We start from the raw sequence: 23,113 nt of genomic DNA, 5'->3' as shown, positions 1-23,113 counted from the left end.
TTACGCCTGGACCAGCGGGCCGGGGTTCTTCAGGTACTGGTCGCGGATCGCCTGCGCGGCCCAGTACGCCAGCGCGCCCACCAGACCGGTCGGGTTGTAGCCCATGTTCTGCGGGAACACGCAGGCGCCCATCACGAACACGTTGGGCACGTCCCAGCTTTGCAGGTACTTGTTGACCACGCTTTCCTTGGGATTGGCCCCCATGATGGCGCCGCCGGTGTTGTGCGTGCTCTGGTAGACCCGGGTGTCGTAGCGCGCGCCCTTCTTGCGCACGGCGACGAAGTGCTTCTCCGGCTTCATGGCCTTGGCCACTTCCTCCATCTTGTTGCCCATGTGGCCGAGCATGTCGAATTCATTGTCGTGCCAATCGAACGTCATGCGCAGCAGGGGCTGGCCGAAGCTGTCCTTGTAGGTCGGGTCCAGCGACAGGTAGGCGTCGCGGTACGACATCACCGAGCCGGAGATGCCGATGGTCATGTAGCGCTGGTAGGCATCCTGCACGCCGGCCTTCCACGCGGTGCCCCAGGACGGCGTGCCGGGCGTGGTGGGCGTCATCTTGATGGGACGGCCGCCGTAGCGGATGTGACGGATGCTGGCGCCGCCGATGAAGCCGAGCGGGCCGTGGTCGAACTGGTCGCCGTTCAGGTCATCCATGCCGACGCCGCCGGCGCCGGTGCCGACGAACGGATTGAGCTGGGTGCCCTTGGGCAGCAGCACGTTGACCGCGCCGTTCATCTGGTAGGCGTAATTCTTGCCGACCACGCCTTCGTTGGTCTTGGGATCGTAGGGCTTGCCGATGCCCGACAGCAGCAGCAGGCGCACGTTGTGCATCTGGTAGGCCGACAGGATCACCAGGTCGGCGGGCTGCTCGATCTCGCGGCCCTGCGCGTCGATGTAGGTCACGCCGACGGCCTTCTTGCCGGTCGAATCGAGGTTGACCTTGATGACGTGCGAATGGGTGCGCAGTTCGAAGTTGGGCTTTTTCAGCAGCACCGGCAGGATGGTGGTCTGCGGCGAGGCCTTCGAATACATGTAGCAGCCGTAGTTCTCGCAGAAGCCGCAGAAATTACAGGGACCCAGGCGCACGCCGTACGGGTTGGTGTACGGGCCGGAGGCGTTGGCCGCGGGCGCCGGATACGGATGGAAGCCCACTTCGCGCGCGGCCTTGTCGAACAGCTGGGCGCCGTAGGTGGTGGCCAGCGGCGGCAGCGGGAATTCCTTGCTGCGCTTGCCTTCCAGCGGGTTGCCGCCCTCGACGATCTGGCCGTTCAGGTTGCCGGCCTTGCCCGAGGTGCCGCAGACGTACTCGAACTTGGTGAAGTACGGTTCCAGCTCGTCGTAGGTGACGCCGAAGTCCTGGATCGTCATGCCCTCGGGAATGAAGTTCTTGCCGTAGCGCGTTTCGTAGCGGGTGCGCAGTTCCAGTTCCTCGGGCAGCACGCGGTAGTGCATGCCGTTCCAGTGAAAGCCCGCGCCGCCCACGCCCGTGCCCAGCAGGAAGGAGCCATTCTGGCGATACGGCACGGCCACGTCGTCCACGCCATGCCGTATCGTCACCGTCTCCTTGGACAGGTCCTGGAACAGCTTGCCGCGCACGGAGTACGCCAGCTCGTCGAGCACCTTGGGATACTCCGCGTCCTTGGGGGTGTCCTGCATGGCGCCGCGTTCCAGCGCCAGCACGTGCAGGCCGGCTTCGGTCAGCTCCTGGCCCAGGATCGCGCCAGTCCAGCCGAAGCCCACCAGCACCGCGTCCACTTTGTCTTTCTTGATCGCCATCGCTTACCCCTTTTCCCCGGAAATCGACACGGGCCCGTAGGGATACTTGACGTTGGGCTGGTCGACCCAGTCCATGTAGTCGCCGCGCGCGCCCGGGAATCCCACCATCTTCCAGCCCACCATGTTCTTGTTGCCGCCGTACATCGGGTCGGCGAAGAAGCCTTCCTTGGTGTTGCCCAGCAGGAAGCTGAAGAAGGTCTTGGCGGGGACAGCGTCGAACTCGATCTTGCCGGCCTGCAGGTCCTTCAGGATCTGTTCCTGCAGGGGCTTATCGAGTTCGGCGAAGACCTTGCCGTGGGTCTTCTTGCACCACGCGTCACAGGCCTCGATGCCGTGGCGGTAGACCTCGCGCGGATTCTGGTTCAACTGGTAGCCGAGTTCCGGCGCCACGTCGGGATGGAACGGCCCCTGCATGTACCAGAGCTTGCCGTGGCCATACGGCGTTTCCATCTGGCGGTCGATGAACTCCGGCACGCCGGCCTCGATGGCGCCGGGGCCGTACTGGTCCGCGGGGATCAGGTGATCGACCGCGGCCACGATGAAGTTCCATTCGGGCTTGGTGAAGTAGGTGGGCTCGTAGGCCTTGGCCGAGCGGGCCGCGCCGCCGTCGGCGGCGTTGGTACAGCCCGTCGCGGCCACGCCCACCGCCAGCGTCGACGCGGGCACGATGGCCAGCGCCTGCAGAAACCGCCTGCGCGGCTTTGCATCTTGTGTCATAGACATCTCCGTGAAAATTCCAAGTCGTCCTGGCGCACAGCCGCACATGCACTCCTGGAAACACGAACTGCCGGGCCGCGCCCTGGTGACAACACGCTCTTCTTCGTTACTGAAAAGCAGACCTATCCTTGAAAAGGGACGCAAGGAAAGGTGGCCCTCATTATGCGCTTTTCAGACCAACTGATCTGCTGTTCCGACCGGATCAGATCGATTTTCTTGACTCGGGATTTACTTTTGCATTAAGGACACTGTCAGACGAATTCAGGACTGCACCACGTCCGTATAGTGCGCAGTCCGCCTGCGGCCGCCACGGAGCCGCGCCCAGCCCGATAACAAACGTTACTCACGGAAACGATTCGATGACGGAAAAAAGCAAAACCTGGCGCAGTTCGACCACCACCCGCGGTTGGTCGATGTCAGGCAACCCGCCGACCGACGCGGGTGATGCCGTGGAGGCAATGCGCCGCGCAGGCGACGGCGCGCGGATGCACGTCAGCGAACAGTGGCGCTACGCAGGCGACGACGCCGACGGCCCCTTCCAGGTCGAGATCAAGGACGGCGTGGTCACGGTGAATGGCCAGCGTTACGACAGCCTGGAGGCGGTGCCACGGGCCGACCGCGAACGCATCGAAGCGGTGCGCCATGGGCTGAACGACAGCGGCCTGTGGGACGCGCTGCGCGATGCCGGCATAGACATCGGTGGCCTGGCGGGACCGGGCGCGCCGCGCACAGCCGGCAAACCGGAATTCATCATGGAAACGGACATCCCTGATGTGCGCAGCGTGACGCCCGCTGCAACACCCACCCCGCATGCCGAGTCCGCCCCGCGCGTCACGGAAGCGCCCGCGCCCGGCGCGGTGCCGCGCGGCGCCGGCGGTCTGCGCCGCATCGTGTTGATCACCGTGGCGCTGGGACTGGCGTGGTGGATACTGCGCCTGACGGGCGCGGCCTAGCGGGCCGGGCAGATCCGTCAGACGCGTGCTGACGGCCGATGCTCGCTCCCCCGCGCTTCAATCTTCCTGCCCCGCCAGGCGATCAGCCACGCGCCCGCCCCCAGCAGCGCCGCCACGCCGAACGCCACCGCCATGCCGCGCCCCACCGCCGCCGCGGGCGCGGCCGCCAGGTCCGCCTCGCCCGCGCCCAGCGCGAACACCGCTCCCATCACCGAGGCGCCCGTCACCAACCCCAGGTTGCGCGACAGGTTCAGCATGCCCGCCACCAGGCCGCGCTGCTCCGCGCCGATGCTGGCCATGACCGCGGTGTTGTTGGCCGCCTGGAACGAGGCGTAGCCCGCCGTCAGCAGCGCGATCGGCGCGATATAGCCCGCCGCGCCGAACGCGGCGGGCGCGGCCGCCAACAAGGCCGCGCCCACGGCGACGGCCGCCAGCCCGGCACGGCTGACGCGGCCGGCGCCGAGGCGATCCACCAGCCGCCCGGCCGGCACGCCGCACAGCGCGCTGACCACCGGCCCCGCCGACATCACCAGCCCGGCCGCGGCCGCGCCCAGCCCCAGCGCCTGCGTCAGGTAGAACGGCCCCACCACCAGCGTCGCCATCATCACCGTCGACACCAGCGCGTTGGCCGCCAGCCCCGCGCGCAGGCCCGGCCGCCGCAACAGCGCCGGACGCAGCAGCGGCGCCGGCGTCCGCGCCTCGACCCACAGGAACAGCCCGCCCCCGGCCAGGGCCCCCAGCAGCAGGGCGGCGTTGAGCACGCCGAACCGGCCGCGCCCCAGCGTCATGGCCAGCGCGTACGCCGCCAGCACCGCCGCCAGCAGCAACGTGCCGCGCAGATCGAAGCGCGTCGGCGGCCCGCCGCGCGGCCGGTCGGCCGGCAGGTGACGGTAGGCCAGCCCCATCGCCGCCAGGCCCAACGGCAGGTTCACCAGGAAAATGGCGCGCCAGCCCGGGCCGGCGATCAGGGCGCCGCCCAGCGTCGGCCCCAGCGCCGTGCCCACCGCCGACATGGTGCCCAGCAGCCCCATGGCGCTGCCCGCCCTGTCCTTGGGCAGCAGGTCGCCGACAAACGCCATCGTCAGCGCCATCATCACTGCCGCCCCCATGCCTTGCGCCACGCGCGCCGCCACCAATTGCCCCAGCGTGGCGGCCAGGCCGCACGCCGCCGACGCCAGCGTGAACACCGCGATGCCGGCCAGCAGCAAGCGCCGCCGCCCCGCCATGTCGCCCAGCCGGCCCGCGCCCACCACGCACGAAGTGATCGCCAGCAGGTAGGCCAGCACCACCCATTGCACCTGCGAAAACGGCGCATCCAGCGCCCGCGCCAGCGTCGGCAGGCCGACATTGGCGCTGCTGGTGCCCAGGGAAGACAGCAGCATGGACAGCGCCAGGCCGGCCAGCCCCCAGGCGGCTCTGCGGCCGGCGCCAGCCGCCGGCAGGGATTCGGGTAAAGCGTGAGACATGGGGATCCGTCGTCAAATGCGGTCAGGGGCGGGGCGCTGGCCGAACGGCGCGCGACCCGTTGAAGCCGCCAGCGTAGGCCCGCGCCGCACATGGCGGAAGACGCAGCATTTGCACTTTATTCATGCATCCGACGCCACTCCACGGCAAGGCCGTGATATGGTCGCGCCATGTCCCGCCCCGACCTCAACCTGCTGCTCACGCTGGACGTGCTGCTTACCGAAGGCAACGTCGCCCGCGCCGCGCGCCGGCTGCACCTGAGCCCGTCGGCCATGAGCCGGGCGCTGGCGCGCCTGCGCGAAACCACCGGCGATCCGCTGCTGGTGCGGGCCGGCCGCGGCCTGGTGCCGACGCCCCGGGCGCAGGAACTGCGCGAACAGGTGAATCGGCTGGTGCAAGAGGCGCAGGGCGTGCTGCGTCCGGCCGAATTGCTGGACCTGTCGCGGCTGTCGCGCCATTTCACGCTGCGCACCAGCGATGGCTTCGTGGAGTGCTTCGGGCCGGCGCTGATCGCCCTCACCCGGCGCGAGGCGCCCGGCGTGCGGCTGCGCTTCGTGCAAAAGCCCGACAAGGACAGCGCGGCGCTGCGCGACGGCAGCGTCGACCTGGAGACCGGCGTGATCGGCGCCGCCAGCAGCCCCGAGATCCGCACCCGCGCGCTGTTTCGCGACCGCTTCATCGGCGTGGTGCGCGCGGATCATCCGCTGGCCCGGGGCAAGGTCACGGCGGCGCGCTACGCCGCCGGCCAGCATGTGCTGGTCTCACGCCGCGGACTGGACAAAGGCCCGATCGACACGGCGCTGCAGGCGCAGGGCCTGACGCGTGACATCGCCGTCATCGTCGCCGGCTTTGCCGACGCGCTGGCCCTGGCGCGCGGCTCCGACCTGATCGCCAGCGTGCCCGAGCGCCACACCGCCAACCTGCGCGCCGGCATGCACGGCTTCGCGCTGCCCGTCCAGGCGCCGGCCATCACCATCTCGATGCTGTGGCATCCGCGCATGGACGCCGATCCGGCGCATCGCTGGCTGCGCGAGTGCGTGCGCCAGGTGTGCGCGGACTGACGCCGCCCCGCCCTGGCCGCTAGACGCGCAGCGCGGCCCGTTCGGGCCAGCGCCACGACTGCTCGCGGAACGACTGCGGCGGCATGTCGTAGGCGCGCCGGAACGCCCGCGCGAAATCCGACGCGCTGCCGAATCCCAGGCCGTAGGCGATCTCCATCACCGTCAGGTGCGGATAGCGCGCCAGTTCCTCGGCCGCCAGCCGCAGGCGCGACTGGCGGATGTAGGCGCCCAGCCCGCCCTCGTGCTGGAACAGCCGGTACACCGTGGGCCGCGGCAGGCGCAGCGCCTGGATCACGGATTCCGGCGTCAGCCCGGCCTGGTGCAGATTGGCCTGGACGTGGCGCCGCACCTCGGCCACCATTGCCGCCCGCCCTGCCGCGCGGGCATTGCCGGCCAGGCGCGCGTCCTTGCCGAACGCGGCCAGCAGCAGCCGTACGCAGGCGGTGATATCGGCCTGCGCCTGGGCCGCGCCCAGCCCGCGTATCGAGCGGCCCAGCGCCGCCGCCTGGCCGACCGCCAGCCGCAACAGCGGCATGCCGTCGTGCAGCGTGCGGCCATGGATCGCCTGCGGATCGGGAAACACCTCCTGCACCAGTTCCGCCGGCACGAAAAAGGTCAGCATGCGACAGGCATGGCGCCACATCCGCACCGGCTGGCCCAGATCCACCGCCAGCACCCGCGCCGCGCCGCGCGCGTCCGGCGGCCGCGGCGCATTGCGCAGCGTCACATCGTCCACCCAGCCCTCCAGGAACACATGCAAGGCGAAGTCGCGGATGTTGTCGCGGGAAATGCGCACCAGCGAACGCTCCAGCCGCAGCGCGTCGGAACGGCAATCGGTGAACATCAGGCGGCCCACGCGGTAGCGGTCGATGGAGGCCTGGAACGGCTCGCGCAGCCCGTCGCGGTCGGGCAGCACGTCGACCACATGCCCGACGTGGTCGCGCCAGGCCAGCAGGCGGCGTTCGGGCGCCTGCGCCGCCACATCGAAATGATGGTGGGCGACGGCGGCTGGCAGGCTCGGCGGTTGGCCGGCGGAATAAGCATTGGGATTCATGCTTGCGGGTTGCCGCGAGGGTGGCGCGGACTTGGACTCGTCAAATATGACTAAAAGTAAATAACGGCCGCTTCGCCAAAAACTGAGACGCGCGGTATAGCCACGAGACTAACAGTATCTAAGCTTGGCGAGAGATTCCGCAAGACGTACGCGGACTCGGGCCGAAGTACCGCCAGCCAGCGGGGCGCCGCGCCGGGAAAACCGGCGCCACGCCGCACAGCATCTGCGCGCATTCCCCTTCCCGGGGAATGCGCTTTTTTTCCGCCTCCGGCCCCGCCCGCATGGCGCGGCGTCCGGGAATACCCGCATGGCGCGCTGGGAACCGCTACCATACGGCTTCGCTGTCATCACCCCGCTGCCGTTTCACCATGTCCGCCTTGAATTTCCGTTCTCCCACCCTCGCCGACACCGACCGCTGCTTCGAGATCGAAACCACCGCCTACGAAGGCGACGAAGCCGCCACCCGCGCCAAGATCGCCACCCGCATCGCCAACTATCCGCAAGGCTTCCTGCTGCTGGAAGAGGACGGCGCCATCGTCGGCTTCATCAACAGCGGCTGCGCCCATGAAGTGGTCATGTCGGACGAGGCCTTCAAGGAACTGGTGGGCCACGACCCGGCCGCGCCCAACGTGGTGATCATGTCGGTGGTGGTCGATCCCGCCCACCAGGGCAAGGGCCATGCGGCGCGCCTGATGCACCGCTTCATCGACGACAGCCGCCGCCAGGGCAAGCGCAGCATTCACCTGATGTGCAAGGACCGCCACGTCGAGCTGTACCGCAAGCTCGGCTACCGCTACGTGCGTCCCTCGGCGTCCGACCACGGCGGCATGGCCTGGCACGAGATGGTGCTGGATCTGTAGACAGGGACGACGCCGCGCGGCCCATCTCGATCCAGCGGACTCCGCGCGCCGGACTTCGGTCAATGCGCCGCCCCGCGCCGCCCCGGCCTGAAGCCATGGGTCCTGGCGCGCCAGGCCAGGCCCCAGGCCAGCAACAACAACGCCAGGATGGCTTGCGGCAAGGCGCCCGCTCCCGCCGTTTCCAGCAGTACGCCCCCCATCGCGCCTCCGGCCGCGAAGGCCAGGTTGAACACCGTCACCAGCATCGATTGCGCCACCTCGGCCCCATCGCCGGCCGCGTCCGCCAACGCCGTCTGCAGCAGCGTTGGCGCGCCGCCGAAACTCAGGCCCCACAACGCCAGCATCACGTAGACGCCGCCCGCCGGCAGCGCGCCCTGCCCCAAGGCCAGCGCCACCAGCGCGAACGCCGCCAGGCTGCCCAGCACCAGCCGGCGCAGGCCGCGGTCCACCAACGCGCCGGTGAAGCCGATGCCGCACAGCGACGCCACGCCGAACACCAGCAGGGCCGCATCCACCCGTTCGCCCAGTCCGAATGCCGCCAGCAACGGCGCGACGTAGGTGTACAGGGTGTAGTGCGCCAGGATCCAGGCCAGCACCACGCCCAGCACCGGCCGCACGCCGGGCGTCGTCCATACCCGGCGCATCGGCACACGCCGCGCGGCCGTCTGCCCCGGATAGTCGGGCACCGCTCGCACCACCCAAGCCACCAGCGCCAGGCTCATGCCCGCCAGGATGCCAAACACCGTGCGCCAGCCGGCCAGGCCGCCGAGCCAGGCCCCCAGCGGCACGCCCAGCGCCAGGGCCAGCGGAATGCCGACCATTGCCACCGCCATCGCGCGGCCCTGTTGCGACGGCGCCACCATGCGCCGCGCGTAGCCCGCCAACAGGCTCCAGGCCAGGCCGGTGGCGATGCCCGCCATGAAGCGCGCCGCCAACGCCAACGGAAAATGCGACGCCAAGGCGGTGATGGCATTGCAGACAAAAAAGCCCCCCACCGACAGCAACAGCACCCAGCGCCGCCGCCAGCCGCGCAGCGCGACCGTCAGCGGGATCGCCGCCAGCCCCGATCCCAGCGCGCACAACGTCACCAGCTGGCCCGCCCAGCCCTGCGATACGCCGAAGTCGCGCGCCATCCTCGGCAGCAGCCCGGCCGGGACGGCTTCGTTGGCGGTGGCGATAAAGCTGCACATGGTCAACGCCAGCAAGGCCGCCATCGGCATGGGCGTCGTGGCCGGCGCGGGGGCAGGCGTCCCCCTGGCCAGCGAACCCGTGATCTCGTTCATTGTTTGCATTCCTTCATGGGCCAGGCCCGGATTGGAGATGCGACAGTCTGGCGCTGACGATGCCGTTTGATAATTGGCCTAGAATTTGAATTATTTTCAATTTGGATTTGAAATGGCCACCGACCGACTCGGCGACATGCGCCTGTTCGTGGAAACCGCGGCCCTGGGCAGCCTGTCGGCCGCCGGACGCAAGCTCGGCCTGTCGGCCGCCGCCGCCAGCGCGCGCCTCATCAAGCTGGAAACGGCGCTGCGCACCCGGCTGTTCCATCGCAGCACGCGCCAACTGCGCCTGACCGAGGAAGGCCGGCTGTACCTGGCGCATTGCGGCATTGCGCTGCGTGCCATCGACGACGCCGAAGCGGCATTGCTGGCGGGCCAGCACGCCGTGCGCGGCAAGCTGCGGATCTCGGCCTCCGCCGACTTCGGCCGCAATCTGCTGAACCATTGGCTGGAGGAGTTCAGCGCGGCGCATCCCGAACTGAAACTGGCCTTGACGCTATCAGACTCGCTGTCGAACCTGCAGCAGGATGACGTGGACCTGGCGATCCGCTTTGGCAAGCCGCAGGACGGCACCCTGGTGGCCCGCCATCTCGCCCCCAACTGGCGGGTGCTGTGCGCATCCCCCGATTACATTGCCCGGCACGGCGAACCGCGCCATCCCGAAGACCTGGCACGCCACGACTTCATCGTCCTGGTCACCGCGGCCGGCCCGCTCAATGAATTCCATTTCTCCCGCCACGGCAAGCCGGCCTCGTTCACCGTGCCCCTGGAACGCGCCTGGGAGACGAACGATGGCGCGCTGGCGCGCCAGTGGGCGATTGCCGGCCATGGCATCGCGCGCAAGACGCTCTGGGATGCCGCCGACGACCTGCGCGCCGGCCGCCTGAAAATGCTGCTGCCCGACTACGTCGTCGCCGAAGACGGCGTGCATGCCGTGTTCCATGGCAACCGATACATGGCGCCGCGCGTGCGCCGGTTGCTGGATTTCCTGGTCGAGCGCTTCAGCCACGCCAGCGAGATCCTGCTGCGCGAGGCCGCCGCGCGGCCGGATCCGGCCACGCGCCGCAAGCGGGGCCTCGGCTAGCCCAGCCGGCCCAGCACGCGCGCCAGAACCTGCTCCGCAGCGGCAACGCAATCCAGGTCATCGGGCCGGGCCCGCACGTCCTGCATCAACGCCATCAGCTGCGTCTTGCTGTGGGCCAGACGGGTCTCCAACGCCTCGATCTCGGCCACCTTGCGTCGCAGCGCCGCCAGCAGCGCATCATGGTCCCACCGGTCTGGTCCGGAGGGCAGCAACGACCGGATTTCATCCAGGCTGAAGCCGACCTGTTGCGCCGTCGTGATCAACTCCAGCGCCATCATGGCCTCGGGCGGATAGCGGCGGTAGCCGTTGGGCTGGCGCGCCACCGTCCGCAGCAGCCCGGCGCTCTCGTAGAAGCGGATGCGCGACGCGGTCAATCCGGTGCGCCTGGCCAGTTCGCCGATATTCACATTCTTGTCCTTTCCTGCTCGCCGCCGCCCCGCCTCCGCGCCCCGCCGGCCTGCGGCGGGGCCTGCCCGGCGCGCCGCCATCCGCCACGCCCGAGACAGACGTGGCCGCCAGGCGAAGCCGGGGCGCGGGATTGCTTGTCGGTTGGCCAGGCTTACTTGGCGGCCGTCGTGCCCTGCGCCGCCGCGGCCACCGGGGCGGCCACGGGCGGCTTGTTGGGCGGCATCACCGGGCCGGCGGGCAGCGGCGCCGCACCGTCGGGCTTGACGAAGGTCAGCGTCGACACATAGCCGATACCGTCGTAATGCTCGGGACCGTTGGCGCCCGCGCGCTCGCCCGGCGTGCGGTCGATGTGCATGGCGCGCAACACGTATTGACCCTTCCAGGGCAGATCGAGATGGGCCTTGCCCTGGGCGTCCGTGTAGGCCACCTTTTCCCAGCCCGACTGCACCATGGCGACGAGCTTGGTCTTGGCCAACGGCTGGCCTTTCAGGACGATCTGAAACTCGCCCGCCTTGCCGGTGGGCACGATGTCCATGGTGAGCGAGGGCTTGGCCGCGACGCTGGCATCGGCCATGTAGCGCGCGCTCATCCAGAACCATGCATCCATGGGCTCGCCCACGCCGCCGTGCTTGAACTTGCGCAGCGGCAGCGCCGGCTCTTCGGCCACCAGGCTTTCATCGCGCACCGCCTTGGCCGACAGCGTGAAACCGTCGGCCACCTTGGCCACGGTCAGGGGCGACTCTCCCTTGGCGGAAATCAGTTTGGCCGACAGCTTGTTGAAGCCGTCGAGATAGCCCGGCGACGCCTCGCGCAGGTTCTCGGCGAACTCGCCGAACCGGATGACGGCGGACTTGCCCGCCGGTTGCTCGATCCAGACCTGGTGGGCTTGCGCGGTCGCGCTCAGGCACAAGGCCGCGATCGCGAGGGATAGGGTCTTCTTCATGGAATGCTCCAGGGATTGGAAGGTCAATGAACAGGCCCCTGCGAGGTCATGTTCCGCCCGCCGCCAGCGGCGCCGGCCGGCGGACGAATCGACGCGGCGCGTCCGGTTGGGCAAAGACGCTTGCGCGTATGCGGCCATGAATCCTGCCATTCGAAGACAACCTGCAAATAACAACGGGAATGGCCCTGGATTATGTGGATCGACCCAGCGATGTCAAGAACACCGGCAGCCGTTCGACGGGCCGCTTCCAGGCCTGCGCGACGCCATGGAATGCGCGCTTTTCACTGTGCCGGCGGCGCCATGGGCAATGCGCCGGACCGGCGCGGCATGGCCAGGAACGCGGACGCAAAATCGGACTGCGCGTCAGTGGTCCACGCCGCCACGCCGTCCGCATGCGCCATGCCTGGCGCCCTTTGCGCGACGGGCAGTTGTTCGCCGATCACAAGACGCCGCGACACGCCCAAGGCGCGCGCAGTGAAATCGCCCGCGTCATCCCGCATGGCGGCCGGATCGCGCAATCGCCGCCAGCGCGCGCATCGCCGGCGCCGGCATCCGGGCCGGGGCTACAGCGCCAGTTGATCCAGCAGGTCCTTGAAAAGATCCTGGCGCGGCATCTGCTCCAGAGGGATCCCGGCTGCCTCGAACCACGACGGCTCGGCCTCCGGATGCGGGCCGCTCAGCACCACGATGCCGTCCTCGAACGCGTAACGGGCGGCGGCCAGGTCGCCGTTTTCATAGGCCGCGATGGCGCGAAAGCCCGCCTCGTCGGATTCGGCCCGCAAATACGGACCGTCCTGGTAAAAGACGCGGTCCGCATGGCCCGCCCAGCGAACGGCGACGACAGCATCATCGATCGTCTTGACCGGGAAACCCGGGCGACCCACCTCCGAATCCAGTTCCTGGCCGACCAGCCCGAAGCCCCCGGCATCGGCCAGATACGCGCCCATGCACAGGCCGAGGTAGCGCCCGCCCCGGGCCACGAAACGCCGCACCGCGTCGACCCGCGCGTTGCCCAGGCTGTGGAACGCGGCGGGAATGTCCTGGCCGCCGCCCGGCTGCACATAAAGGTCGTAGCGGGCCAGGCTGGCCTCGGAAATGTCGATGCGCTCGCCGGGGCCGACGTAGTCAACCTGATAACGCGCGCCGGCCTCTTCGATCGCGCGCCGGGCGGCGGCCGAGCAGGCGTCGCAGGCCGCGGGGCCGCGGTAGACGGCGACGCGCACCGGCTTGCCGCCGGTCGCGCCGGCCATCGCCCCGACCAGCATCAAGGCCAGCCACAGCATACGAAGAAGCGTCATGGTCGCCTCCGGGAAAACCAAAATTGTAGGCGACCCCGCCCGGCAGCCTTCAATCCCGCCCCGTCTTGCCCGCCGCCCAATAGGCCTTGGCCAGGATGCGCGCCCCCGCGCCTGCTTCATGACCAAGCGCGTCAGGACACGGCTGACACGCCCTTGCGCGGGGCTGGTCGCGCCTTCGCGCGGCGCCGTCATCGCGTCAACACCGTGAATTCATTGCCGCGCCCCGCATTGATCGGCAGCGGTTGCGACAGGTAGCCGTTGGCCGGATCGCGCACATAGTCCAGATACGCATTGCCGTGCTCCCAGGCGTTCTCCGCAAGGATCGGCGTGCCAGATTTCAGGTGCGGCTCGAGCAATTTGAGCACGGGCAGATACAGGCTGAACGCGCCATCGAGCAGCACCAGATCGATCTCGCCATCCAGCTGCCTGAGCGTGTCGCGGGCATCGCCCACGCGGATTTCCGCAGGCAAGCTCGGCTTAGGCCGGGTGACGCGCCAGGAAGTCGCTGATGGCGTCAAGGTAGCGCTGCGGCTGCGTCTTCCAGCCTTCGACCAGGGTGGCGGCCGGCGCTAGCCGCGCCAATTCCAACGAAACGGCGCGCGGATGCAGCGGGTCGTTGCCGCCCAGGATCAGCAGGGGAATCGGGTTGCGCCGCACGAACTCGCGGCTGACGCTGAAGACAAAATCGCCGCCGAACAGATTGTGCCGCAGTCCTTCCAGCGCGCGTTCGTCAACGGCGGGATCGCGCTGGCGCACGGTATCTGCCCATTGGTCGAAAGACTCGCCGCGCTTGCCCTCTTGCCCGGCGATGCCGATGGGCTGCTGCAGGATCGCCGACACCACGCGTTCCGGCGCCAGTTCGCACAGTTTGAGCGCGAACGACGAACCGATGCATGAGCCGATCACGTGGAAACGCCGCACGCCCAGCGCGTCCAGCAGGCCCAGGTGATCCTGCGCATAGGTGGTCCAGCCGTCGCTGGCCAGCACCGGCGCGCGCGAGCGGCCGGCGTTGCGCTGGTCCGGGGCGATCACGCGGTAGCGGCTGGCGAGCGCGGCGACCGGGTCCGGATACTCGCGCGGCCGGCCGTCTCGCGTCACGCGCCAGAGTTCGCGGTGCGACAGCATGCCGCCGGGCGCCAGCGCCAGCACGGCGTCGCCCTGGCCCTGGATGTCGAAGTGAAGTTCGGCGTTGCCGATGGTCAGGAGGGGCATGGCGACCTCGTGCGCGTTATTGCAGCGCCACGCCGCTGTCACGCAGCAGCGCCGGGAATTTGAGGGCGTCGCTGACGATGCGGTCGGCGAACGCGCGCGGCTGGTCGGCGATCGGCTCGAAGCCAATGGCCAGCAGGCGCGCGTGAAAGTCCGGCTCGGTGACGGCCTGGCGCACCGCGCGCCAGACGTCGTCGACCACCTGCGGCGGGGTGCCGGCCGGCGCCAGCAGGCCGAACCAGCCGGTATCGCCATCCATCTTCAGCCCGACCTGCGCCGCCGTCGGCACCTGCGGCACGGTGTCGCTGCGGTTGTCCTGCAGCACGGCGAGCGCGCGCACCTGACCGTTGGCGATCAGGCTGGAGACGGCGGGCAGCGCCACGATGGCGGCGTCGATCTCGCCGCCCAGCAGCGCCACCACCGCCGGCCCCGCCCCCTTGTACGGCACGTGCTGCACGGTGCCCTGCAATTGCTGCTGCAGGCGGGTGAGCGCGCGGTGGTTGCTGTTGCCGTAGCCCGGGGTGCCGACGTTGAGGACGTTTCGGCTGGCCGCGTCGCGCAGGCCGGCGATATCACGGACCGGCGAATCGGCGCGCACCACAATCACCGGCGGCGTCGCCGCCACGATGCTGATGGGCGCGAAACTCTTGACCGGGTCGTAGTTGATGTTGCCCTTGAACAGGGTCTGGTTGGCCACCAGCATGTCGCCGGTCAGCAGCAGGGTGTAGCCGTCGGGCGCGGCGCGCGCCACCTGGTCCGCGGCGATGTTGCCGCCGGCGCCGGCGCGGTTCTCGACGATGACAGGCACGTTCCACAGCGCCCCGAGACGTTCGGCCAGGCCGCGCCCGAGCACGTCCATGGCGCCGCCTGGGGCCAATGGCAGCACCAGGCGCACGGGTTTATCGGGATAGCCGGCGCTGGCTGGCGCCATCGCGCCCAACAAGAACACCACCACCAGGCCTTGCGCCAGGGACCACAATCGAGAGAACTTCAAGCCACACGCTCCACAAAGACCGCGAGCGCCCGCCGCCGTCCGGCGCCGGCCTCGACCACCCCAACCGGTGTCGAACGCTCGCTGTACACAGGGAGCAGGCTAAGAGGCGCGCCGGCCGCCGCCAACGAAGGATTCCAACTATGGATATGCAAACCTTCCGGATGCTGACGGTCCGGCGCCACGGCCGATCCCCTCTCTGCGCAGCGAATTCGGGAGAAAGCCCAAAACGGCATGATCGGCGCGCCGACCAATGCAGCGCTGGCCGGAGCCCGCAAAGGGGCCGGCGAGATCCGCGCCCAGAATGAAACAGGCCGCCCGAGGGCGGCCTGTCGAATGGAAGAACCAAGCGGGAGGAAGCAATTGGGAAGAACCAAGCGGATGAATCGTCCAACTTACCGCGACTGCGCAGCACTCCCGACGCGGACCCGCGCATAGGCCATCCTGGCACCACGAGTCCAGCGCAACCGGGCTCATGCGCGCCGGGCCCGCCGATGCGCATGAGCGCCGTTCATCGCTCAAGAATCTCGAAGAAGGACTCGGCATCGCCCGCATCGCCGAGCACCGCCGCCAATTGCGCCAGCGCACGGATGCGGTGTTCGGGCCGAAGAACCCAGTCATCATCGCGCAGGTTCTCACCCGCGGTCTCGAATACGTCGGCCACGGTGCACAGCGCGGCGGTCAGCGTTTCGAGATTGGGCGCGATCTCGACGGGCTTCCAACTTCCCATGCCATGCTCGGCGAACAGGATTTTCCCGGTCTGCATGTCATAGATGAAGGGGTCGGCGGCGCGATCGGCGATCACCAGCCAGCCGGGCTGCCAATCGGGCACCTGTTCGCCCGTGACTCCGTCCCACCGATAGCCGGCCTGCAAATCCCACAACCGGTGCAGAGCGGGGAAGCTGACCTGGGTTTCCGAGAGAGTGATTCCGACCGGCCCCACGTTTTCGTAGTAGGTCTCGCCCCATGGCCCCACTTGCTCATAGAACGCGGCAAGCGCCTCGGGAAGCGGGATATCGCCCTTCCAGGCGCCAGGCGGCTGCGCGCGCAACGCGCCGAATCGCGCGAACTGCGCGCGGATGGGGGACCAGTCGATCATCATGCGATCCAACGAAAGCCGCGGCATCGCCGCACAAACGGCCGATTGTCGTGCAGACCGTGAACGCGGGCAAGTACGCGGCGCCCGCCGGATCGGGCAAAATGCCGGCTGTCGGCCCGAACGCGCGGGAGCGCCGGCCTGTCTTTCAAGCATCAGCACGGAGTCCTTCTTGAAACCGATTTTCTACCTGGCCGGCATCGTTCCCGCCGTCATCGCCATCGGCGCCCTGTCAGTGATGAACCCCGACGCGCTGACACTACCGATGTATATCGGCATTGGCGTGGGCGCCGGCGCCATAGCCGCCATCACGTCCCAGATCTTCCGCAAGAAGTAGCCAGCGCAGGGCCGGCTCCGGGGCGCGCGTCCCGTCATCGCCCCCCGAGCGCCACGGGATCGGCGCAATCCCCTTGCGGCAGGCGCGGGCCGGCAGCCAGCCCGGCCCGTTGCCCCCCTCGCTCAAGCGAAGTCCGTCGCCTCGCCCGCTTCGCGCCAGGCGTTGAAATCCCGCCGCGCCGCGTCCAGTTTGCGTGCCGCCAGCTCGTTGGCGATCTTGCCCGCGAACAGGTGCAGCGGCGGCTCGGCCAGCGCGGCGACCTGCTGGATCAGCAAGGCCAGCCTCTCGGGGTCCCCGGCCTGCTTGCCGTTCATGCCAACCCGATGCAGGTCCAGCGACGCCTGGGCGGCGGTGTAGTCGGCGATGGTGCGCTTGGCGATCACCAGGCTGCTGTCGTTCAGGAAGTCGGTGCGCACCGGCCCCGGATAGACCACCGTGGCCTTGATGCCCAGCTCCGCCCCTTCGGCGGCCAGCGTCTCGGTCAGGCCCGCCAGCGCGAACTTGGTGGCCACGTAGCTGCCCCAGCCCGCATAACCGCCGTCGAAACCGGCGATCGACGCGATGTTGAAGACATGGCCGCCGCGCTGCGCGCGCAACTGCGGCAGCGCGTGGCGCAGCACGTGCAGCGGCGCGAACACATTGACATCGAAATTGCGCCGCACCTCGCCGTCATCCAGCGCCTCGAACGTGCCCTGCTGGCCATAGCCGGCATTGTTGACCACATAGTCGATGCGGCCGAACGCCGCGATGGTCTTGCCGATCGCGGCCTGCACGCTGGCTTCGGACACCAGGTCCACTTCCAGCGCCAGCAGGCGCGGATTGTCCTGGCCCAGCGCCTGATGCAGGCTGGCCAGCGTGCGCGAGGTGGCGGCCACGTTGTCGCCGCGCGCCAGCAACTGGCGCGCCAGGGAAAGCCCGATGCCGCGCGCGGCGCCGGTGATGAACCAGGTTTGATGGGTTTGCGTGTCTTGCATTTGCTCTGCTCCAGGTGGGTGGGATGACAGGACAAATGCTAGGCGCGGGCGTCACGGCCGGATAGGCACAGCGCTATTGGATGATTGCCTATTCCTGTTTCGGCGCCACCTTCCCGCGCAGATACAGGGCAAAATGATGCCTAAGCCTATCACCACGACGAGCCCACCCATGACGACGCCGCCCTCTCCCGGCGAACAGATGACCGCCCTGCTCGACCGCCTCGCGCCGCACGAGGGCTACACCCTGTCGCGCCTGGACGGCGTGCGCTTCATGCGCGCCAACCACCCGCTCGGCCGCACGCCGGTGCTGTACGAGCCCAGCATCGTCATCGTCTGCCAGGGCAGCAAGCGCGGCTACCTGGCCGACAAGGTCTACCGCTACGACGCGCAGCACTACCTGGTGCTGTCCGTGCCGCTGCCCTTCTCGACCGAGACCGACGCCACGCCCGAAGAACCGCTGCTGGCGATCCAGCTGCGGCTCGATCCGACCACCCTGGCGGACCTGGTGCTATCGCTCGATGGACACGATGGCGCGGCCGCGCCCGCGCCGACGGGCATCACCTCCACGCCGCTCGATGCCACGCTGGCCGACGTCACCTTGCGGCTGTTGCGGGCGCTGACCACGCCGGTCGAGGCCCGCGTGCTCGGGCCGGGCATCGTGCGGGAATTGTGCTTTCGCGTGCTGGTCGGCGAGCAAGGCGGCGCGATCCGCGCCGCGCTGGCCAGCCAGGGCAACTTCGGACGCATCTCGCGCGTGCTGCGCCGCATCCACGACGACTACGCCCAACCGATGGAAGTGGCCACGCTGGCGCGCGAGGCCGGCCTGAGCGCGCCCGCCTTCCACGCGCACTTCAAGACCATCGCCGGCACCTCGCCCATCCAGTACATCAAGTCCATCCGGCTGCACCAGGCCCGCTTGATGATGATCCGCGACAACCTCACCGCCGCCGCGGCCTCGGCCCGCGTCGGCTACGAAAGCGCGTCGCAGTTCAACCGCGAATTCAAGCGCCTGTTCGGCCGCAGCCCGGGCGAGGAAGCGCGCGAAATGCGGGCGATATTCGCGCTGCTGCCCGCGGCGCAGCTGGAAGGCGTGGCGGCAACGCATTGACGGCGGCGGCTCACGGCGCGGCCGGCGCCATCGCGCCGCGGTCCGCGTCGCGCGCCTCCAGCCGCCGCAATACGTATCGCGCCGTCTCCTGGATCGTTCCGCCCGCATCCACCGCCACCCAGCGCGGCGCGGCGGGCGCCCGTGCCAATTGCCGTCGCAAGACGTCTTCATCGGCGTCGGAAGGGTCATTCACGCGGGCCTTGACGCGCGCCACCAAGGTCGCGGGCGGCGCTTGCAGCCAGAAGCCGGCAAAGGCCGCCGGCGCAGCCGCCCGGGAGATACGCTCGCGGTCGGCCGGCCGATCGAACACGGCATCGGCGATCACGCTGCATCCCGCGCTCACCAGGCCACGGGCGCGCTCGGCCTGCGTCGCATAGACCTGCTCGGACACGGCCGCGTCGTAAGCCCGCGCCGGCAACCGCGCTTGCGCGGCCACGCCGTGCAGCGCTTTGCGGATGCGATCGCTCGACAACACACGCGCTCCTGGCGGCGCCCCCACGGCCGGCGCGATCGTCGCGGCCAGCACCGATTTGCCGGAACCGCTCAGCCCACCCACCGCCACCAGCCGCGCAGCATGCGGCGCCAGACAGGCCAGGCCGGTGTCCAGATAACGCAGCGCGCGCGCCTGCAGGCGGGCGCGCTCGGCGCCCGGCGCCGCGGCCTGGGTGGCGACGACGTGGGCGCGGATCGCGGCGCGCAACGCCATGAAGGCCGGCATCAGCGGCAGGCCGTCTTCGTCGCCGCTGCGATCCAGGTAGCGGTTGAGCAACTGGTTGGCCCGCGGCGCCAGCCCCCGGCTCCACAGATCCATCAACAGAAAGGCCAGGTCGTACAGCACGTCGATGGTGGACAGCGACGCATCGAACTCCAGGCAGTCGAACAGGATCGGCTCGCCGTCGATCAGGCAGATATTGCCCAGGTGCAGGTCACCGTGGCATTGGCGCACCTTGCCGGCCCTTGCGCGTGCCCGCAGCAGCGGCGCGTGACGCGCCAGTTCGCGCCGCAACGCCGCATCCAGCGCGGCGGTCCGGTCCGCGGGCAACGACGGCAACGCGGCGAAGACCCGCGCATTGGTGTCGACCACCCGCGCCAGGCGCGCTGGCATATCCACGTCCGGCGCGACCTCCGCGCGGTCATGGAAATCGGCAATCGCGCCCGCCAGGCGATCGGCCAACGCCTCTGACAGGCCGTCGCGCGTCACCACCGTTTCCAGCAGCGCATCGTCGGCGAAGCGTCGCATGTCCACCACCGCATCGACCAGTTCGCCCGGCCCGTCGAACGCCAACCGGCCATCGTCCTGGCGAGTGATGCGGCGCACCCCCAGGTACAACCCGGGCGCGGTGCGGCGGTTCAAGGCCAGTTCACGCTCGCAGGCCCGCAGCCGCAACGCCGGACTGGACTGATCGACGTACGGCAGCCGGACCGCGCGCTTGAGCTTGCAGGCACGCTGGCCGGCAAGCACGATAGTGGACAGATGCGTGCGCACCGTGGTGATGTCGGCCGCCGGCACGCCCTGCACGCTTGGGAGGGTCAGGTACGCCAGGGTGGCGGACTGGGTGTCAACCGTCATGCGTTCCTCCGGGGTCGAGAGCGACCTTGCGGCGCCATTATCCCGTGGACGTCCGCCCGGCCGCACCTCACCGCGCGGCCGGCGCCGCGGCTGGCGGCGTACCCGCCGGGCCACGCTGCATGAGTTGGTGCCACATCATCTGCTGCATCAACGACTGCTGCATACCCATGTACTGATCCACCATGTACTGGTGGTCCTTGAGCTGGCGTTCGGTCATGCCGGAGTAAAAGCGCCGCATCTGGCCCCGGTCGGGCGGCTGCCCCTGCCGCCCGCCGCTGCCCATCATCGGGCCGCGTCCCATCATCGGACCGCCCGCCCCTGGACCACCGAGACAGCAACCCCGGCCATCCATGCCACGCATTGACTGCATCAACCCCATGGTGGCCTGCATGGTGTCCCAATGTTCCTGCAACAGGCGTTGCCGGGCCTCGGGTTCCTGCGTCTTGCGCAACGCGTCCATCTGCTCCTGCATCTTGCGCAGGTTGTCTTCGGCGGTGCTCATCTGCTTGTCGAACTCGGCAACGCTGTCCGACTTGCCCGGCGCCGCGGCGGGGGCCGTGGGCGTGGGCGTGGGCTTGGACGGTTGCGCCAGCACGGGGCCGGCGCACAGCGTGAACGCGGCAAGCGCCGCGGCGATAGCGTTTTTTCCCATGGCGGTAGCTCCGGGTAGGAAGATTGGACCAAGGCGCCCTGCCAGGCGGCGGACCAGCCCCTGGCCCGGCGGCCGTTCCCTGCGACGCAGCGACGCCTCACCCAATCTACAACCCGCGGGTCGGTCGACATTGACCAAACGCAAACTCGGGACACGACAACCCAAGGGCCCCCGGCCGTTCAATAGTCCCGGACGGCGTCGAACCAAGCCTGGGCCTGGTCTTCGGACACGCCCAGCGCCGCCAGGCGCGCGTGCTGACTGAACTGCCACACGGCCTCGCCGATGTCCTCGCGCTCGGAGGTCTCGATGCCCTTCATGCCGTTGAAATGGGCCGCGAAGGCGGCAATGGCGGCCTGCACGGCCTGCACATCGACGGCCTCGGCCAACGCCGCCAACGCCGCATCGTAGGCGGTGTTGGCCGACTTGGCCGCGCGCGCGCTCCAGCCGGCGAAGGGCCGCCCGTACTCGCTCTGCCACCATTGCGACGCGCGCAGCTTGCTGACCGAAGTGTAATCCGCCCACGGGCGCGCCTTCTCGCGCGCTTTCAATTGAGACTTCAGGCGCTTGCCGGCGGCCTCGTCGACATTGAAGGCGATGAAGCGTTGCAGCAACGGCCAGGTATCCAGCGCCGGCAGGCCCGCCAGGTCGGGCGCATAGCGGATTTCCAGGCCCTTGAGGCCGGGCAACCGGGCCAGCGCGTCCCAATCGGCAAAGGCGCCCCAAAGCGATAGATGCTCCAGCGCCGGAAAACGCTCGATCCCTTGCAGCGAGATTGCCTGCGCCAAGGGCTGGCCGTACAGCGCCAAGGTCGACACGCCCCGCAACACACCCAGGTCGGGCAGGACATAAGGCGCCTGGCCGGGCCGCCGCCCCAGCGTCGGATGCAGCGACAACAGGCCCGGCAGCGCGCCCGCCACGCCAATCCGCGTCAGATCGCCAGACAGGCCCAGGCGGGTTTCCTCGGGCAAGGTAATCTCCAGGCGCCCCGTCACCGCCTCCAGGCCGATATGCAGCGTCTGGATCTTCGCCATCCGCGCATCCAATCGTCGCGTATCGGCGAACACCGGCGCCCACGTGAACTGTTCGATGGCGCGTTGCGCCGACCAGCCCGCAAAGCCGCTGTCATTGCCGTGGTAGTCGATATGGCGCGGCCACGGCGACCCGGCCGGCGTGGCGAACGGCGCGAACGCCGGCCAATGGATGGCGTCATCGGGCGCCACGTGCAGGTCCGCCTTCCGGCCCATGCCGGCCGGTCCGATGACGAGGTTGCCGCGCCCTGGCTCCGTGACCGACACATGACTGCCCGGTCCCGTCAGGTCCAGCCGGAAACGGCCATCGCCGGTCACCGATCCCGCGGGTTGGCCGGACACATCGATCGGCTCGGACATGCCGCGCTCCTTTTCATGATCAAGATTCATTGCATTGACTGGCAAGACGCGCCGTCACAAAGTCATGGCGGGCTGGTCTTCGATACGGAAGAACAGCCCCCGCTGCCCCAGCGGGCCGGCGTCCACATACTCGAATTCGACGCGCTGCCCCGGCGTCGCGACCGGCCCGAGATGATCGATGCGATACATCACCCCACCCACCCGGTAATTGTGGGCCAGCGACACCGTCGGCGAATTCGGCATATGCAGGCGATACGTCACCACCTCCTCCACCACGCCGCGTTCAATACGTCGCGAAAGGCACTTCCACCGTCAACGCCGCGCCGCCCGCGGCCGGGCGCAGGCTATAGGTGGTCACGCCGCCATCGTCGTCGGCCAGCGAGGCGCTCTCGCGCGCCACGGTGTAGCGCTGGCCACCGATTTCCAGCGCATCCTTCGCCACCGCGCGGGCATCGCCCGGCACCAGCAAGCCACCCAGCGCGTCCGCCATCTCCCCGAATTCGTAGGCCTGCAGCGCGCCCTCGGCGCGGAGCAACTGCACGCGCGGCCGGTACGGCGCGGCGTCCAGGTTCCAGCCGTTGGTCAGGTCGGTGATCCACGGTCCGGGAATGTCGTAGGTGCCCTCCAGCTCGGCCTCGGTGACCGTTTCGCCCTGCACCACCAGGCAGCAGACCACCTTGCCGGCCTGGGCATCATAGGCAGCCCACTTGCTGGCCACCGGCGCGGCGGCAGGCAGCATGGAGAAACGGAATTGCTTGTCGAGCTGGGTGTCGGAAACCTTGCGCCAGGCGCCGATTTGCGGGGATTGGGCCTGGCAGACGGCGGTCAGCAACAGGCACGCGATGAGGACGGCGGCTCGGGAATACGAATGGGTCATCTCGAATGGC

At 69.1% G+C, this 23,113-nt stretch carries 25 protein-coding genes; 6 read left to right on the top strand and 19 right to left on the bottom strand.

All coding sequences use genetic code 11. The features are described from left to right. Complete coding sequence (locus HV742_RS04015) at positions 1–1,776, bottom strand: GMC family oxidoreductase (protein ID WP_175144537.1); 1,776 nt, start codon at positions 1,774–1,776, stop codon at positions 1–3. A gap of 3 nt (positions 1,777–1,779) precedes the next feature. After that, entirely contained in the window at positions 1,780–2,493 is a 714-nt protein-coding gene (locus tag HV742_RS04010) for a gluconate 2-dehydrogenase subunit 3 family protein (protein ID WP_049073369.1), read from the bottom strand. A 359-nt stretch (positions 2,494–2,852) separates the two neighbouring features. Here HV742_RS04010 and HV742_RS04005 point away from each other — a divergent pair, with 359 nt between their 5' ends. Further along, the gene (locus HV742_RS04005; protein WP_175144536.1) at positions 2,853–3,446 is read left to right on the top strand and encodes a hypothetical protein; all 594 of its coding nucleotides are present in this window, start codon (positions 2,853–2,855) and stop codon (positions 3,444–3,446) included. A gap of 17 nt (positions 3,447–3,463) precedes the next feature. Here the strand turns inward: HV742_RS04005 and HV742_RS04000 are convergent, their stop codons facing one another. Beyond that, positions 3,464–4,912: an MFS transporter gene (locus HV742_RS04000; RefSeq protein ID WP_068981197.1), complete on the bottom strand. Its 1,449-nt coding sequence runs from the start codon at positions 4,910–4,912 to the stop codon at positions 3,464–3,466. Between the two features lie 168 nt (positions 4,913–5,080). On the opposite strand from HV742_RS04000, the gene HV742_RS03995 reads away from it, so the two are divergent. Next, a complete protein-coding gene (locus HV742_RS03995) occupies positions 5,081–5,971 on the top strand; it encodes a LysR family transcriptional regulator (protein ID WP_049073366.1) in 891 nt (296 codons plus the stop codon). A 19-nt stretch (positions 5,972–5,990) separates the two neighbouring features. Here the strand turns inward: HV742_RS03995 and HV742_RS03990 are convergent, their stop codons facing one another. Next, a complete protein-coding gene (locus tag HV742_RS03990) occupies positions 5,991–7,025 on the bottom strand; it encodes a helix-turn-helix transcriptional regulator (protein ID WP_175144535.1) in 1,035 nt (344 codons plus the stop codon). A 368-nt stretch (positions 7,026–7,393) separates the two neighbouring features. Here HV742_RS03990 and HV742_RS03985 point away from each other — a divergent pair, with 368 nt between their 5' ends. Continuing rightward, on the top strand, positions 7,394–7,885 hold the full coding sequence (locus tag HV742_RS03985; RefSeq protein ID WP_049073364.1) for a GNAT family N-acetyltransferase: 492 nt from the start codon (positions 7,394–7,396) through the stop codon (positions 7,883–7,885). Between the two features lie 59 nt (positions 7,886–7,944). On the opposite strand, the gene HV742_RS03980 is transcribed toward HV742_RS03985, so the two are convergent. Further along, positions 7,945–9,168, bottom strand: a complete 1,224-nt coding sequence (locus tag HV742_RS03980) for an MFS transporter (RefSeq protein ID WP_068950768.1) — start codon at positions 9,166–9,168, stop codon at positions 7,945–7,947. 112 nt (positions 9,169–9,280) lie between these two features. On the opposite strand from HV742_RS03980, the gene HV742_RS03975 reads away from it, so the two are divergent. Further along, entirely contained in the window at positions 9,281–10,252 is a 972-nt protein-coding gene (locus HV742_RS03975) for a LysR family transcriptional regulator (RefSeq protein WP_175144534.1), read from the top strand. On the opposite strand, the gene HV742_RS03970 is transcribed toward HV742_RS03975, so the two are convergent. The 8 genes from HV742_RS03970 to HV742_RS03935 all read right to left on the bottom strand — a co-directional run bounded on the left by HV742_RS03970 (position 10,249) and on the right by HV742_RS03935 (position 16,203). Beyond that, positions 10,249–10,659: a MerR family transcriptional regulator gene (locus HV742_RS03970; protein ID WP_175144533.1), complete on the bottom strand. Its 411-nt coding sequence runs from the start codon at positions 10,657–10,659 to the stop codon at positions 10,249–10,251. The genes HV742_RS03975 and HV742_RS03970 overlap by 4 nt on opposite strands. Before the next feature lie 152 nt (positions 10,660–10,811). Then, positions 10,812–11,603, bottom strand: a complete 792-nt coding sequence (locus HV742_RS03965; RefSeq protein ID WP_049073360.1) for a cobalt ABC transporter substrate-binding protein — start codon at positions 11,601–11,603, stop codon at positions 10,812–10,814. Positions 11,604–11,884: 281 nt separating this feature from the next. Continuing rightward, positions 11,885–12,121: a hypothetical protein gene (locus tag HV742_RS03960; RefSeq protein WP_068950772.1), complete on the bottom strand. Its 237-nt coding sequence runs from the start codon at positions 12,119–12,121 to the stop codon at positions 11,885–11,887. A gap of 45 nt (positions 12,122–12,166) precedes the next feature. Beyond that, positions 12,167–12,901 carry a BPL-N domain-containing protein gene (locus HV742_RS03955; RefSeq protein ID WP_175144532.1) on the bottom strand — a complete coding sequence of 245 codons (735 nt, stop codon included), beginning with the start codon at positions 12,899–12,901 and terminating at the stop codon, positions 12,167–12,169. 188 nt (positions 12,902–13,089) lie between these two features. Next, positions 13,090–13,353 carry an O-methyltransferase gene (locus HV742_RS03950; protein WP_217482366.1) on the bottom strand — a complete coding sequence of 88 codons (264 nt, stop codon included), beginning with the start codon at positions 13,351–13,353 and terminating at the stop codon, positions 13,090–13,092. A gap of 25 nt (positions 13,354–13,378) precedes the next feature. Next, entirely contained in the window at positions 13,379–14,113 is a 735-nt protein-coding gene (locus tag HV742_RS03945) for an alpha/beta fold hydrolase (RefSeq protein ID WP_049073358.1), read from the bottom strand. A 16-nt stretch (positions 14,114–14,129) separates the two neighbouring features. Next, positions 14,130–15,104 (bottom strand): Bug family tripartite tricarboxylate transporter substrate binding protein, encoded by a 975-nt coding sequence (locus HV742_RS03940; RefSeq protein ID WP_063583259.1) that lies wholly within the window; start codon positions 15,102–15,104, stop codon positions 14,130–14,132. Between the two features lie 508 nt (positions 15,105–15,612). Further along, positions 15,613–16,203 carry an SMI1/KNR4 family protein gene (locus HV742_RS03935; RefSeq protein WP_253184333.1) on the bottom strand — a complete coding sequence of 197 codons (591 nt, stop codon included), beginning with the start codon at positions 16,201–16,203 and terminating at the stop codon, positions 15,613–15,615. Positions 16,204–16,369: 166 nt separating this feature from the next. Between HV742_RS03935 and HV742_RS03930 the strand changes: the two genes are divergently transcribed. Beyond that, positions 16,370–16,534: a hypothetical protein gene (locus tag HV742_RS03930; protein ID WP_156430329.1), complete on the top strand. Its 165-nt coding sequence runs from the start codon at positions 16,370–16,372 to the stop codon at positions 16,532–16,534. 122 nt (positions 16,535–16,656) lie between these two features. Here HV742_RS03930 and HV742_RS03925 read toward each other — a convergent pair whose 3' ends face one another. After that, positions 16,657–17,508, bottom strand: a complete 852-nt coding sequence (locus tag HV742_RS03925) for an SDR family oxidoreductase (protein WP_100507776.1) — start codon at positions 17,506–17,508, stop codon at positions 16,657–16,659. Positions 17,509–17,677: 169 nt separating this feature from the next. On the opposite strand from HV742_RS03925, the gene HV742_RS03920 reads away from it, so the two are divergent. Then, complete coding sequence (locus tag HV742_RS03920; RefSeq protein WP_175144531.1) at positions 17,678–18,616, top strand: AraC family transcriptional regulator; 939 nt, start codon at positions 17,678–17,680, stop codon at positions 18,614–18,616. A 10-nt stretch (positions 18,617–18,626) separates the two neighbouring features. Here HV742_RS03920 and HV742_RS03915 read toward each other — a convergent pair whose 3' ends face one another. The 5 genes from HV742_RS03915 to HV742_RS03895 all read right to left on the bottom strand — a co-directional run bounded on the left by HV742_RS03915 (position 18,627) and on the right by HV742_RS03895 (position 23,103). Continuing rightward, a complete protein-coding gene (locus tag HV742_RS03915; protein WP_175144530.1) occupies positions 18,627–20,186 on the bottom strand; it encodes a bifunctional aminoglycoside phosphotransferase/ATP-binding protein in 1,560 nt (519 codons plus the stop codon). 67 nt (positions 20,187–20,253) lie between these two features. Further along, positions 20,254–20,838 carry a hypothetical protein gene (locus tag HV742_RS03910; protein WP_175144529.1) on the bottom strand — a complete coding sequence of 195 codons (585 nt, stop codon included), beginning with the start codon at positions 20,836–20,838 and terminating at the stop codon, positions 20,254–20,256. Positions 20,839–21,017: 179 nt separating this feature from the next. Then, complete coding sequence (locus tag HV742_RS03905; protein WP_175144528.1) at positions 21,018–22,226, bottom strand: hypothetical protein; 1,209 nt, start codon at positions 22,224–22,226, stop codon at positions 21,018–21,020. A gap of 54 nt (positions 22,227–22,280) precedes the next feature. Further along, a complete protein-coding gene (locus HV742_RS03900; RefSeq protein WP_254600946.1) occupies positions 22,281–22,487 on the bottom strand; it encodes a hypothetical protein in 207 nt (68 codons plus the stop codon). 22 nt (positions 22,488–22,509) lie between these two features. Then, positions 22,510–23,103 carry a hypothetical protein gene (locus HV742_RS03895; protein ID WP_175144527.1) on the bottom strand — a complete coding sequence of 198 codons (594 nt, stop codon included), beginning with the start codon at positions 23,101–23,103 and terminating at the stop codon, positions 22,510–22,512. Positions 23,104–23,113: the final 10 nt, after the last annotated feature.

Origin of the sequence: Achromobacter ruhlandii (assembly GCF_902859695.1) — a bacterium.
Lineage (GTDB): Bacteria > Pseudomonadota > Gammaproteobacteria > Burkholderiales > Burkholderiaceae_B > Achromobacter > Achromobacter ruhlandii.
Note: the sequence above shows the minus strand (reverse complement) of the source record. Positions and strands in the feature narration are given on the sequence as shown.